The sequence below is a fragment of the Leisingera sp. genome, assembly GCF_034669605.1.
In the GTDB taxonomy this organism is placed as follows: Bacteria; Pseudomonadota; Alphaproteobacteria; order Rhodobacterales; family Rhodobacteraceae; genus Leisingera.
Genome location: NZ_JAXMOX010000145.1, coordinates 1 through 12207 on the forward strand (window position 1 = coordinate 1; position 12207 = coordinate 12207).

The 12207-nt window shown below is 57.9% G+C and carries 12 protein-coding genes and 1 pseudogene; 9 read left to right on the plus strand and 4 right to left on the minus strand.

What is annotated here, in order from left to right; genetic code table 11:
• The first annotated feature begins 31 nt into the window (after positions 1 to 31).
• Positions 32 to 1126, plus strand: coding sequence for a hypothetical protein (locus VOI29_RS16795; RefSeq protein ID WP_323781151.1), 1095 nt, complete (start codon positions 32 to 34; stop codon positions 1124 to 1126).
• On the opposite strand, the gene VOI29_RS16800 is transcribed toward VOI29_RS16795, so the two are convergent.
• The 3 genes from VOI29_RS16800 to VOI29_RS16810 are packed head-to-tail and all read right to left on the minus strand — an operon-like array spanning position 1123 to position 2715.
• The gene (locus tag VOI29_RS16800) at positions 1123 to 1302 is read right to left on the minus strand and encodes a hypothetical protein (protein WP_323781154.1); all 180 of its coding nucleotides are present in this window, start codon (positions 1300 to 1302) and stop codon (positions 1123 to 1125) included. The genes VOI29_RS16795 and VOI29_RS16800 overlap by 4 nt on opposite strands.
• Before the next feature lie 21 nt (positions 1303 to 1323).
• Positions 1324 to 2460, minus strand: coding sequence for a hypothetical protein (locus VOI29_RS16805; protein WP_323781157.1), 1137 nt, complete (start codon positions 2458 to 2460; stop codon positions 1324 to 1326).
• A complete protein-coding gene (locus VOI29_RS16810; RefSeq protein WP_323781159.1) occupies positions 2461 to 2715 on the minus strand; it encodes a hypothetical protein in 255 nt (84 codons plus the stop codon).
• 86 nt (positions 2716 to 2801) lie between these two features.
• Here VOI29_RS16810 and VOI29_RS16815 point away from each other — a divergent pair, with 86 nt between their 5' ends.
• Both VOI29_RS16815 and VOI29_RS16820 read left to right on the plus strand, forming a co-directional pair.
• Entirely contained in the window at positions 2802 to 3074 is a 273-nt protein-coding gene (locus VOI29_RS16815) for a hypothetical protein (protein WP_323781162.1), read from the plus strand.
• 351 nt (positions 3075 to 3425) lie between these two features.
• Positions 3426 to 4271, plus strand: a complete 846-nt coding sequence (locus VOI29_RS16820) for a GNAT family N-acetyltransferase (protein ID WP_323781165.1) — start codon at positions 3426 to 3428, stop codon at positions 4269 to 4271.
• 219 nt (positions 4272 to 4490) lie between these two features.
• On the opposite strand, the gene VOI29_RS16825 is transcribed toward VOI29_RS16820, so the two are convergent.
• Positions 4491 to 5378: a LysR substrate-binding domain-containing protein gene (locus tag VOI29_RS16825; RefSeq protein ID WP_323781168.1), complete on the minus strand. Its 888-nt coding sequence runs from the start codon at positions 5376 to 5378 to the stop codon at positions 4491 to 4493.
• 366 nt (positions 5379 to 5744) lie between these two features.
• Between VOI29_RS16825 and VOI29_RS16830 the strand changes: the two are divergent.
• The 6 genes and pseudogenes from VOI29_RS16830 to VOI29_RS16855 form a co-directional block, all read left to right on the plus strand.
• Positions 5745 to 6482 (plus strand): annotated as a pseudogene (locus VOI29_RS16830) (ABC transporter substrate-binding protein); the annotation flags it as partial.
• 71 nt (positions 6483 to 6553) lie between these two features.
• On the plus strand, positions 6554 to 7120 hold the full coding sequence (locus tag VOI29_RS16835; RefSeq protein ID WP_323781182.1) for an ABC transporter substrate-binding protein: 567 nt from the start codon (positions 6554 to 6556) through the stop codon (positions 7118 to 7120).
• A 145-nt stretch (positions 7121 to 7265) separates the two neighbouring features.
• Positions 7266 to 8183 (plus strand): ABC transporter permease, encoded by a 918-nt coding sequence (locus tag VOI29_RS16840; protein WP_323781170.1) that lies wholly within the window; start codon positions 7266 to 7268, stop codon positions 8181 to 8183.
• 1 nt (position 8184) lies between these two features.
• The gene (locus VOI29_RS16845) at positions 8185 to 9099 is read left to right on the plus strand and encodes an ABC transporter permease (RefSeq protein ID WP_323781173.1); all 915 of its coding nucleotides are present in this window, start codon (positions 8185 to 8187) and stop codon (positions 9097 to 9099) included.
• A gap of 40 nt (positions 9100 to 9139) precedes the next feature.
• Positions 9140 to 10816, plus strand: coding sequence for an ABC transporter ATP-binding protein (locus VOI29_RS16850; protein ID WP_323781176.1), 1677 nt, complete (start codon positions 9140 to 9142; stop codon positions 10814 to 10816).
• The coding region (locus VOI29_RS16855) for a GMC family oxidoreductase (RefSeq protein WP_323781179.1) at positions 10813 to 12207 on the plus strand (1395 nt) is incomplete at its 3' end. The genes VOI29_RS16850 and VOI29_RS16855, both read left to right, overlap by 4 nt.

Here is a 12207-nt window from a genome sequence, read left to right on the forward strand (position 1 = left end):
AGCTGCCCTAGCTTGAACACCTGAGCCTGGCTTGCACGCAAATGAAACCCTAAGCCCATGCCGCCCTCTTCGGGGTCCAAAGCGGACGAACCTCTGGCCATTGTGGCAAGAGCCGGTCTATCATTACCAAAAGAAACCTTCGAGTTGCAGCCCGATGAAAGAAGATGATCCGATCGGTGGCATCGTACCATTGGACTACGCGCCGCCCGAGCTGTCTTATCCTGGCATTTCTCCGCAGCTTCTTGCCCGTGTGAAGCAGCTCTGGTCCGTCGGCGGACTGGATTTTGACCGACACTGGCGTGCCGGAATACGCAGCCTTCCAGGCTTTCGTGCCGTGCCCCGGGTTGAAACTTCGGCCAATAGCACCGAGGTCGATCTGGTTTTTCTGTTCGATCAATGCATCATCTGGGTGCGGGCGATACACGAGGCCGCGAATTGCGGATTCACGCATCAGGTTGCAGGCCTCATCCCAGCGCAATGGCACGGGCTGGCGGCTCTTTCTGCGCGGCTGACTGAACAATTGACCGCCCTGCGCCTGCTGGCTTTGACCGACCTTCCGATGCCGGCGATGCAGATCGCCCGCTCGATATCCGAAGATGTGGATATGGCGCTTGTCCTGCTGATCCGCCGCAAGCTGGCGCAGCGTTTCACGGATTGCCGCACGGTTGAAGAGGCCAATGAGTTCTGGCGTCGATACATCGCGGGCGGGCGGGCCTTCCGCACGATATCCGAAAAGCTCTATGCGGTTGGAATCGACCATTCTGCCGACACCGATTATGCCAGATGGCGCAAAACGGTCCTGGCCACGCTCGGCGCCGCCGTCCACAGCAATGCGCTCAACACCCGCGTCCCCGCAAGGCAGCATGGCAATGTGCTGCTGAATGACGACAGCCTGCATTTTGCAACTTTCCGAATTCATGAACTTTGTGCCTTCGCGCAACTTGTCGAGCCGAAGCTTACTGAAACGCTGGAGGTGGCAGGCCTGGCCGCTGCTAAGGTAGAGCCTCCGGCCATCGAATTTGCCCCGCTGGCCGCACCTTTAAACAGCATACTCGTCAACCAAATACAGAGCCTGGCCACCTCCGCGCCGCCCGTTGCCCCGCGGCAAGCGGGCAAGCGCTCTTAGTGTGTCTTTTCTTCAGCCTTGCCCAGACGGCTTTCAGCCACCCATCGCGCGGCCAGCACAAGTGCCCCAGAGGCAAAATCCTTGCCGTGTTCTTCCACCATCTCTTCAGCCACCTTCGCAAGCGTCTGAAAGTAACGGTCTTTGCTCTGTTCTTCGGCAGACAAAGCTTGTGTCATTGTTTTTCCTCCTTGGGTTGATTACTTGAACATGTTTTTGGGGAACGTCGCGATTGAAACTTTTCCGTCCTCAGTCCCCATTGCCAGATGTTCCCCGCCATCGGACCAGACCAGAGAACTGACTGGCGCGCCTGTGCCTTCGCGCAGCATCATCTCGTCGGGGTGGCCAATCCGGCAGATTGTCACCAGCCCGTTGGCATAGCTTACCGCGCAAAGGTCTCGCACCGGATGCACCGCCACGATATCAACAATCGTCAGCCCCGCTCTACCGGTCTCAATCGGCGCGCCTTGATGGTCACCGAAGGGCAGATCGGGTAACGTCCAGCCGGCCACACGGAACGCTCCGGACGTCACCATCGCGTTGGCCCGGCCGCTGAAATCGACTGCACGGACGGCCTCGGGAAAATCGACGATCCGGTCTATCGACCCGGCAGGCACATCGACCAGTAGCACAGATTTGTCACGGCACCCGGCTACCAGCCAGCGGTTGCAGGGCGACCATGAGAGTGCGATGACCTCGCCGCCGCAGGCAATCCGTGCGATCGCGTCCAACCCGGCGGTTGCCAACACGCTCACATGCCCTGGGCCCCAGCAGCCCAGAAGGCTGCCATCAGGGGACGTGGCAATATGTGTCACTTCGTGTGGCATTTCGGTGTGCGCGATCTCTTCCGCTCCCGCCTCGGCGACCACGGACAATTCAGAACCTCGGGCGACCAAGATACGGTCTGCGTTGGGAAGGGCGGCCAGCGCCGTCACGGTTCGGTCATCTTTGCCCGGCACCTTGAGAGTCTGGCCACGCGCGGTGGCGCGCCATAGCCCACCGCCCTCATATGGCGCAAATGCAAAGCCTTGGTCACCCAAACGGCTTATGGCAACGTTCACATTTGCAATTGGCACGTCGCTGACCATCGGCAGGGGCAGCGGCTTTTCACGGGGGCGAATGCTTGTCCGGCCGGTGTCCAATTCCATCCGCAACCGCTTTTCGGGATGCTCAGCATCTTCGGTGCGAATAAAAGCCAGCCGGCCATCGGCCAGCGCCACGGCCAGAGACGTTCCACCCGCGTTGAACAAGACCTGTCGCACTTGACCTTCCAAATGCCACGTCCGGGCAATCAGATCGAAAAGCGACATGGCCTGAGGCGGCATATGCTGTGTCATTTAACGTTCCTTTTCCATCGCGGCTCTAAGCTCTTCGTCTAGGTCTGAGAGCCGTTTTTCCAGCCTGTTGATCTTTTCCATAGTGCGGTCGAGCGCTTCGGTGTTTTCGTCACACGCGGCTTCAAGTTCCTCATCCACCACGCCATCGCGCTCGTCCTTCATACCGAGCACCACCATGCCGCTGGCCTTTTGGTTCAGCCGCCGCTGCTCGACATTTGCTGCGGCGAGGTCCTGAGTGGTTTTCACACGATCCATGAGAATGTCTTGAAGATTGCGCGATTGACCTGTCATCGGGCCCCCCTGTAAATGGATACCGTTTTCTGAACCGAAGGGCTGCCGCGATGAATTATCCCGCCGACATCCGATTTTTCCAAACGCTCAAAGAGGTTTGCAGCCGGACAGAAGGTTTCGACAATACCTGTCTTGCGGCCATCGAACGCGCTCTTGAGACCGGTGATCCACTGGATCTGCACGCGGCGCTGCGGGCTCTGGACGAACTGAATGATCCGCAAAAAGAAGAGATTATGCGGCAGGCCCACTTGCGCATGGCTATGGATATTTCCGCAATCTGGGATGAGTTGCGCGGCCCGCGCGCTCAGCAGAGACCGAACTAGCCGACTACGGCAAGCAGCGCGCAGGCATGTCTGTGCTGTGTCGAGCAACGGCTTCACCTCCCCAAGAGCCTCCGTTCATTTGAGTGTCATTCAGGCTATTGAAGACACACCGTCGTGCAATGAAATTCGCCGGAAAAATTGAGTTTCTTGGCAAAACAGCGGCCGGATCTGGAATTGTGTAAAGTTGATTTACGATCGTAAATAGGCAGACGTAACACTCTGTTCCAACGGTGTTTTCGCTGCGCTGCAGAATTCGTGCCAAAAGTATTCAACATTCGAATCACTAGGCTTGATTCCCGCCTGTGATTCGCGCTGTGGTAACCATCATTCACAATTAAACCGAACAGGCAGATGGACCACTTTCCCAAAATTCTGGACCACAAGGACTTTCGGCTGCGGCCACTAGAGGAAGGTGATCTACCCGAGATCACTCGCCAGCTTGGGGACTGCCGCATTGCCCCTTGGCTCGCCGCTGCGGCCCAACCCTTCGGTCGTGCCGAGGCCGAGGCGCTCCTAGCCCACAGCCGCCATCCGGGCGAGCATCTGCGGGTGATGGTGCGGGAGGGCTCATTGGCCGGCTGTCTCTGCCTTGGTGCCGCACTATGGTATTGGCTGGAGCCCAGCTATTGGGGCCGCGGACTAATGCACCGGGCCCTGAAAACCACCATCACCGCCCGTTTTTCCGGGCCTGCTCCCCCGCTCGTGGCCACCTGCCACGTGGACAACACCACCTCACGCGCCCTGCTGGCACGGCTCGGCTTCGCGCCCAGCCCCACACCCCGGCGCATGTTCTTTCAAAGTTCCCAGCGGGCAGAACCCTGCCAGGACTACCTGATGGCACCCGAGCAATGGCACCTGCTCCACCCGCCGCGGATCGTGCTCGGGCGCTCCACCTTGCGCCCGGCGGTACAGAGAGACGCTGCAACGCTTGCCCGGATGCTACCCTGCGCCGAAACCGGACCATGGCCCGGCGCCGAGGCGCTGCCCGCTTTTATCGAAAACCACCGTTTCCGCGGACAGGCGCGCGGGCTTTTCGTACTCGAAGACAGCAATCGCCGCAGCATTGGGATGGCGCTTCTCTTGAGGAATGGCCCTGTCTTGCGCTTTCTCTCCGAAGAGGACGACACCCGTCACCGCGGCAGCGTCGAAACGGCACTGGCTCGCGGGCTATTTCCGGCCGTTCAGTCGCAAACGTGAGGATCGATAGTGTTGCAAAACAGGCCAGGCCGCCACGCGGAGCGCTACTCCGCCAGCTCGAAGGCGCATGAACAGCAAGGCCGGCCCAGGTTTTGCGCATGGCCGGATCTCAGCCGCGCGTGCCATCGTCACGATCCTGTTGATTGCATGGCCCATTCCCTAAGCCGTGGGCCGGAGCCGCTCTGAACGGACGTGATGTGTTGGAACGTTGCCAATGGCTCAGTGAGCAAGTTCATGAAGAATATCAAGGAAGGTCTTGGCAGGCTGAGACAGAATCTGGGACGCGGGCAGAACCAGTTTCAATTCACAGGGAATGCTCGGGCTGAAGGGGCGAATTTCTATGTCCAGGTCCGAATAGGCTTCTGCGGTCAGGATATCCATGATCGAGACGCCCATGCCATTGGCGACCAGGCTACAGATCGGGCCGGTATAGGTGGAGTCCAGGATGACGTTGGGCGTGATGGCCGCGTCTTTGAACGCCTGCAGCAAACGCTTGCGCATCAGGCTGCTCTCAGAGATCAGAAGCAACGGAACATCCACGAGATCGTTAGGAGTGACGGATTCAAGCGCCCTCAAAGGGTGGTTCCTGGGAAGGACGCAAACGAGGTTCGTTTCCGGCATTTCCTGTATGACCACGCCGTGCACGTCCAGCGGCAGAAGGGCCAGGCCGATATCGCTTCTGCCTTTTTCGATGTTCTCCACGACCTCGGGAGAAGTGCCGCTGAACAGATTGATCGTCACATCCGGGCAGCGAGCGTGAAAGCTCTTGATGACTTTCGGCAGCAGGAAGTAAGAGTGTCCCACGGTTGAAGCGACCCGCAGCCGCTTTCTGCGGTATTTTCCGAGGTTTGTCGCGAATTTGACCAACTGCTCAAGTTCGCCATAGCAGCGCTCGACTTCCACATGCAACGCGATGGCGTCTTTGGTGGGCTCGATACGTCCGGCATGACGGACGAAAAGTTGCAAGCCGAACTCATTTTCGAGATCGCGGATGAGGCGGCTGATGGCCGGTTGCGTGACCCCAAGAACCTCACCGGCTTGAGTCATGTTTCCGGTTTCGATCACTGTCCGAAAAGCTTCGATCTGGCGTAGGTTGAACCTTAGCATAACTGATACCCCCCCATCAGGTTTTATTATAATCTGATGCTAAATAGGAATTTGCTTTATGACTAGCTCCAAGCGAAAATCCTATCAACACTGATCAGCCAGCCAAGCGCTTGGGGGTCATGACAGCACAGTCGATTAAGTCGCAGGGAGGCGATTATCGATGAGACAACGTGCTGATGCGTGTCAAGGAGGAGACAACTCATGAAATCGATTAAACTCGCCTTAACGGCCGGTCTTTTGGCCACGACCGCGTTGCCGGTATCAGCCGGCAAGGCCGACGATACGCTGAACTGGGCGACGGCCAAGGAAGTTGCCGTTGTCGATCCCTATTTCAGCGTGACCCGCGAACTCGTGATCATGGGTCATATGGGATGGGATGGTCTTGTCCTTTTCAACAACGAGACCGGCGAGTTCGACCCGCTTCTGGCCACCAGTTGGAATTGGATTAGCAACACAGTGGTCGAGTTCGATCTGCGTGAAGATGTCGTGTTCCATGACGGCAGCACTTTTGACGCGGATGACGTCGTCTATACCATCAATTTCCTTGCTGACGAGGCCAACGGCGTGCCCGCCCAATCCGTCGTCAACTGGATGAAAGGCGCCACGAAGCTCGACCAATACAAAGTGCGCCTGGAACTGGTTCAGCCTTTTCCGAACGCCTTTGCCTATCTGGCAAATGAAATCATGATAATGCCCGAGGGCTATTACGAAAGTTCCTCCATCGGTGCTGCCGGAACGCGGGACCTTTCGACTGTTTCGCCGATCGGAACCGGCCCTTACAAAGTAAGCGACGTCCGAACGGGCAAATTTGTCAACTGGGCAAAGAACGAGACCTACTTCGCAGATGGGCCGAAAGGCACGCCTCAAATCGGCAATATCAATTTCCGCACGATCGGCGAGTCCAATACCCAGTTGGCCGAACTGATGACTGGCGGTCTGGATTGGGCCTGGGACGTTCCGAAAGAGCAGGCTCTGCGCCTTGAGGAGAGCGGCCGGGTACAGGTCGTTAACGAAAAGACGCTGCGGATTTCCTATCTCGCATTCGACGTCGATGGCAGTTCCGGGCAAGAGTTCTTCACGGATCAGAAGGTACGTGCAGCCGTGGCTCATGCAATCAACCGCGAAGCGATCGCGAAGCGATCGCGAAGGAACTGGTCGGACCGGCGTCCGTCGCCATCAATTCGGCATGCCATCCGGCGCAATTCGGCTGCACGGATGACGTGCCTCATTATGACTACGATCCTGAAAAGGCTAAGGTGCTATTGGCTGAAGCCGGATACCCGGACGGTTTCGAGTTCGACCTGTATGGCTATCGTGAACGTGAGTTCACCGAAGCAGTTATCGGCGATCTGGCAGCTGTCGGCATTCAGGCGAAACTCAATTGGCTGCAATACAGCTCGCTGCTCGAAGCGGTCCAGAAAGGCGAAACACCGGTCAATCACATGACATGGGGGTCAAGCTCGATTGCGGATGTCGCTGCAATCACCAGCCACTTCTTCTCTGGCAGTGCCGACGATCCAGCCAAGGACCCGCGGACTGCCAAGGCCTTGCAGCGTGGCGACACCTCTCTTGATCCGAAAGTTCGCAAAGAGGCTTATGCGGAAGCGCTCAATATCATTGCAGAAGAAGTGTACTGGCTGCCGATGTTCACTTACGCCAAGTACTACGTGTTCTCGAATGATCTCAACTTCACGCCGACCGCGGATGAAATCCCGCGCCTCTACGAGGCAAGCTGGAAGTAATGTTGCCGGCCTAACGGCACGCAGTCTTTCGCGGTCATCCCGTGTCTGCGAAAGACCCCGGCTTTCACGGCTACTCGAATTCCGGGTATCCGCCTAGGGTAACAACACTGTCCTTTGAACTCCCAATAGCTATCGAGGTTGACCGGTGCTTGCATTTTTACTGAAGCGACTATCGACAGCCGTGCTCGTTGCGCTGACGGTATCGTCACTCACCTTCTCGCTCAATTTCCTGTCCGGCGATCCTGCCATTGCCCTTGCGGGTGAAAGCGCCACCGAAGCGGATCTGCAAACTATTCGCGAGACCTATGGTTACGACAAACCGATCCCCGTTCAGTATTTCAACTGGCTGACAAGTGCAGTGCAGGGAGATTTGGGCCAATCGCACTATCTCAATCAGCCAGTCGCGGACGAAATTTTCCAGCGTCTGCCAACGACGATGACGCTTGGCTTGAGCGCTTTGATTTTTGCCCTGGTCCTGTCCATTCCCTTGGGCGTCTTGGCGGCCATCCGCCCCAACAGCCTGCTTGATCGATTTGCGTTGACTGTTGCCGTGGTCGGTCAGGCGATGCCGAGTTTTTGGTTCGCGCTGACAATGATGCTCTGGTTTGCAATCAATTGGCGTATTCTTCCGGTGTCAGGCAGCGATACCTGGCAGCATTTCGTGATGCCTTCGATTGCTCTGGGGTATTACATCACACCCGGTGTCATGCGGCTGACGCGTGCCGGGATGCTTGAAGTGTTGCGCTCGGACTACATTCGCACCGCACGTGCCAAGGGCGTCAGCAAGTTTGCACTTCTGTTCAAGCATGCCTTGCGCAACGCGATCATTCCGGTGGTGTCTCTGGCGGCGGTTCAGTTCGGCTTCATGCTGGGTGGCTCCATCGTAATCGAGACGATCTTTGCCATCAACGGACTTGGCTTCCTGGCCTGGGAATCGATCCAGCGGGCGGACCTGCCGATGATGCAGGCGATCGTACTGGTACTCAGCTTTTTCTACATCGCACTAACTTTTCTTGCCGACGTGTTGAATGCCTGGCTGGACCCTCGGATTAGGATCGGATGATATGAGCACGCTGGAAAACGACGTAACTAAAACGACTGCCGAAGCGCCAGTTCTTTCCCCGGGAAAGATGATGCTTCAGAACGCAAAATTACATCGCGGCTTGATGTTCGGCGGCCTTGTCATTCTCGTAATCGTGCTTGTGGCCCTGTTTGCACCGCTGCTTGCGCCACATGATCCCTATGCTCAGGACCTGTCTCGCAGTCTGATCCCTCCGGTCTGGTTCGACAGCTCCAAATCGACATGGCTTCACATCTTGGGCACTGATCACTTAGGCCGTGATTATCTCTCGCGTTTGATCTACGGGGCGCGGATTTCACTGCTGATCGGCTTTTCTGCAATGCTGATTTCGGGTGTGATTGGTACCGTAATGGGGATCTGTGCGGGCTATTTCGGTGGACGGGTTGATATGGTGATCAACTTCATCATCACCACGCGCCTGTCGATGCCGGTGGTTCTGGTGGCGCTGGCCGTGATCAGCATTGTCGGCTCGTCTCTGACCGTTGTGATCTGGGTCATTGGCCTGCTGATCTGGGATCGCTTTGCAGTTGTCGTACGCAGCGCTACACAACAAGTCCGCGGGTTGGATTTTGTGGCTTCGGCTCGGGCCTTGGGCAGTTCCACACCAAGCATTCTCTTCAAAGAAGTGATGCCCAATATCGCCAACCATATCATCGTGATCGCCACCCTCGAGATGGCTCATGCCATCCTGCTGGAAGCGGCACTTTCGTTTCTCGGACTCGGAGTTCAGCCGCCGACGCCCAGCTGGGGTCTGATGATCTCGGATGCAAAGGGGCTGATGTTCTTTGACGGCTGGCTGATTGCCGTACCTGGCACCGCGCTGTTCCTGCTGGTCCTGGCAATCAACCTCGTCGGCGACGGCCTGCGCGATGTCACTGCACCGGAGGATCGCAACTGATGCGGAAATGGAAAATCACTCTGGCAAGATCGGTAAGTACATGACCAATTCGAACAAGCCAATCCTTTCGATACGCAACCTCACGGTGGCCCTTCCTGTCCGAGTCGAACGTGAAAACGCCGTCGAGAACCTTACCTTCGATGTCCGTCCCAAGGAAATCCTTTGCGTCGTGGGCGAATCCGGTTCCGGTAAATCGATCACCTCGCTGGCGACGATGGGTCTGCTCGCGTCAAGCCTTAAGGTTACGGGCGGGCAAATCGAATTCGATGGCCGCGATGTCCTGCAGCTGAGCGAAAACGAACATAACGATCTGCGCGGCGACCGCATGGCGATGATTTTTCAGGAACCGATGACGGCGCTCAACCCGGCCTATACCGTCGGGAACCAGATCGAAGAGGTTTTCCGCGTACACCGGTCCTATGACGCTGCCGAGCGGCGAAAGCGCACGCTCAAGTTGCTCGAAGAGGTGCGGCTGCCTGACCCAGAGCGGCTGTTCAATTCCTATCCGCACCAGCTTTCCGGCGGTCAACGGCAGCGGATCATGATCGCGATGGCCCTGGCTCTCGATCCCAAATTGCTAATCGCCGACGAGCCGACGACCGCGCTGGATGTCACGACCCAAAAGCAGATCCTGCACCTGCTCAAGCAACTCAACGCCAAACACGACGCTGGCATCATGTTCATCACTCATGATTTCGGAGTGGTCGCCGAAATTGCCGACCGCGTTGTCGTGATGCGTCAGGGGCAGATCGTGGAACAGGGCTCAGCCGAAGAAGTGCTGAACCACCCGCAACATCCTTATACCCGCGCGTTGATAGATGCGGTCCCGCGTCGCGCCGAAGAGCGCGAAGAAAAGGTTTCGGGAAACCCGGTCGTCATCGACGTCCAGGGACTCAAAAAGACCTTCCATACCGCTGGAAACATGTTCAAGAAAAGCCGTACGGTGGCTGCCGTAAGCGATATATCGTTTCAGGTCCGGCGCGGCGAAACCCTTGGCATCGTTGGCGAGTCCGGGTCTGGCAAGACCACGCTTGTGCGCTGCCTGATGCGGCTGATTGACCCCGACAGCGGCGCGATCAACATTTCTGGTGTAGATTTTGCCAGCCAGACGTCGGCCCAACTGCGTCAGCACCGCAAGGACATCCAGATTGTCTTTCAGGATCCGTACGGCTCGCTCAATCCGCGCCGCACCATTGGCAGCCAGCTGATCCAAGGCGCGATCAATTTCGGGGTGCCGCGCGCCGAAGCATGGCGCAGGGTCTACGAACTTCTTGAGATCGTACAGATGCCCAAGTATTCCGTACACCGCTATCCCAGCCAGTTTTCTGGTGGCCAGCGCCAGAGGCTTTGCATCGCCCGGGCGCTTGTGGTCAATCCCAAGGTACTGATCGCCGATGAGGCGGTGTCGGCGCTCGACGTGTCGATTCAACGCGAAGTACTCAAGCTGATCAACGACATCCGCGACCGGCTTGGCCTGACAGTGATCTTCATCACCCATGACCTGCGGGTTGCAGCGCAGATCTGCGACGAGGTCCTGGTGATGAAACACGGTGAAGTGGTCGAGCGTGGCGGCGTCGGACGGATATTTACCGCGCCGCAGCACGAATACACCAAGGCCTTGATTGCCGCGCAGCCGGGCCAGGGATGGGAAATTCCGGACATGGTTGAATTCGCGCCGCAGGATTTTTCCGCCGGACGAAAGGCGGTTGAATTATGACCGACGCGTCCTACGATTTCATCATTGTCGGCGCGGGTTCGACCGGATGCGTGCTGGCCAATCGCCTGTCTGCAAAGCCGGGCTTGCGGGTCCTTCTGTTGGAAGCCGGGCCACGAGATCTGAACCCATGGATCCATATTCCCATCGGATATTACCGCACGATGGACGACACGCGCATCAATTGGCAGTACCAAACCGAAGACGTGCCACAATCAGCCGGTCGCCGCTTTGACTGGCCGCGCGGCAAGGTGCTGGGCGGGTGCAGTTCGATCAACGGGTTGGTCTATGCACGTGGACAGGCGGCGGATTTCGATCACTGGCGTCAGCTCGGCAATCCCGGCTGGAGCTTTGCCGAGGTACTGCCCTATTTCCGCCGTGCTGAGGGCGCTTCGATCAACGACATCGACGAGGAATTCCACGGTCGCGACGGGCCACTTGGCGTCAGCCGTGCCAGTCCAAATCCACTTTGTGACGCCTATATCGCTGCAGCGGCGGAGGCCGGGATTCCGACCAACCCCGATTATAACGGCCGCGAGCAGGAGGGCGCCGGGTATTTTCAAGTCACCACCCGCAACGGTTGGCGCAGCAGCGCGGCGACGGCCTATCTGAAGCCCGCGCGCAAGCGGCCCAACCTGCATGTGCAGACCGACACCATGGTGCGGCGGCTCATCGTCGACGGCACGCGTGTCATCGGTGTCGAAGTCGAAAAGGGCGGCGCAGTCGAGATCCTGCGTGCCGGGCGCGAGGTATTGCTGGCGGCCGGGGCGATCAATTCACCGCAGATTCTCCAAATTTCGGGCATCGGCAATGCCAACATGCTGCGCGCACACGGTGTCGAGGTGGTGCACGATCTGCCGGAGGTCGGCGAAAACCTACAGGATCACTACACCTGCCGCAGCACCTATCGGTGCGCGCAGCCTGTCACTGTCAACGACGAAGTGCGCAGTTGGCCACGCAAAGTGGGTGTTGCATTGCAATGGCTCAGGGATCGAAGCGGACCAATGTCGTTGAGCGCGGGGCAGGTCGGGGTCTTCGCCAAGACACGGCCCGAATGCGCTACGCCGGACGTACAGTTTCATTTTCTGCGGTATACTGCCCAGAAACGGGGTCGCACGCTCGATCCGTTTTCTGGTTTTACCGTCACCATGTGCCAGCTGCGCCCCGAAAGCCGAGGTTATGTGCGGATCACCTCATCCAATCACCGGGTGAAACCATCAATCCAGCCGAACTATCTCGACACGCCCACCGACCGCGAAACGATGATGGCGGGCATGAAACTGGTGCGCAAGGTGGCCGCCCAGCCCGCGCTGTCCGACTATATCAGCGACGAAATGATGCCCGGTGCCGAAGTAGCCGACGATGAGGCGCTGCTTGCCTATGTGCGCGCCAAT

Coding starts and splice junctions, on each gene's coding strand:
- VOI29_RS16800 (WP_323781154.1), bottom strand. CDS start 1,302: ATGACACAAGCTTTGTCTGCCGAAGAACAGAGCAAAGACCGTTACTTT.
- VOI29_RS16805 (WP_323781157.1), bottom strand. CDS start 2,460: ATGACACAGCATATGCCGCCTCAGGCCATGTCGCTTTTCGATCTGATT.
- VOI29_RS16810 (WP_323781159.1), bottom strand. CDS start 2,715: ATGGATCGTGTGAAAACCACTCAGGACCTCGCCGCAGCAAATGTCGAG.
- VOI29_RS16815 (WP_323781162.1), top strand. CDS start 2,802: ATGAATTATCCCGCCGACATCCGATTTTTCCAAACGCTCAAAGAGGTT.
- VOI29_RS16820 (WP_323781165.1), top strand. CDS start 3,426: ATGGACCACTTTCCCAAAATTCTGGACCACAAGGACTTTCGGCTGCGG.
- VOI29_RS16825 (WP_323781168.1), bottom strand. CDS start 5,378: ATGCTAAGGTTCAACCTACGCCAGATCGAAGCTTTTCGGACAGTGATC.
- VOI29_RS16845 (WP_323781173.1), top strand. CDS start 8,185: ATGAGCACGCTGGAAAACGACGTAACTAAAACGACTGCCGAAGCGCCA.
- VOI29_RS16850 (WP_323781176.1), top strand. CDS start 9,140: ATGACCAATTCGAACAAGCCAATCCTTTCGATACGCAACCTCACGGTG.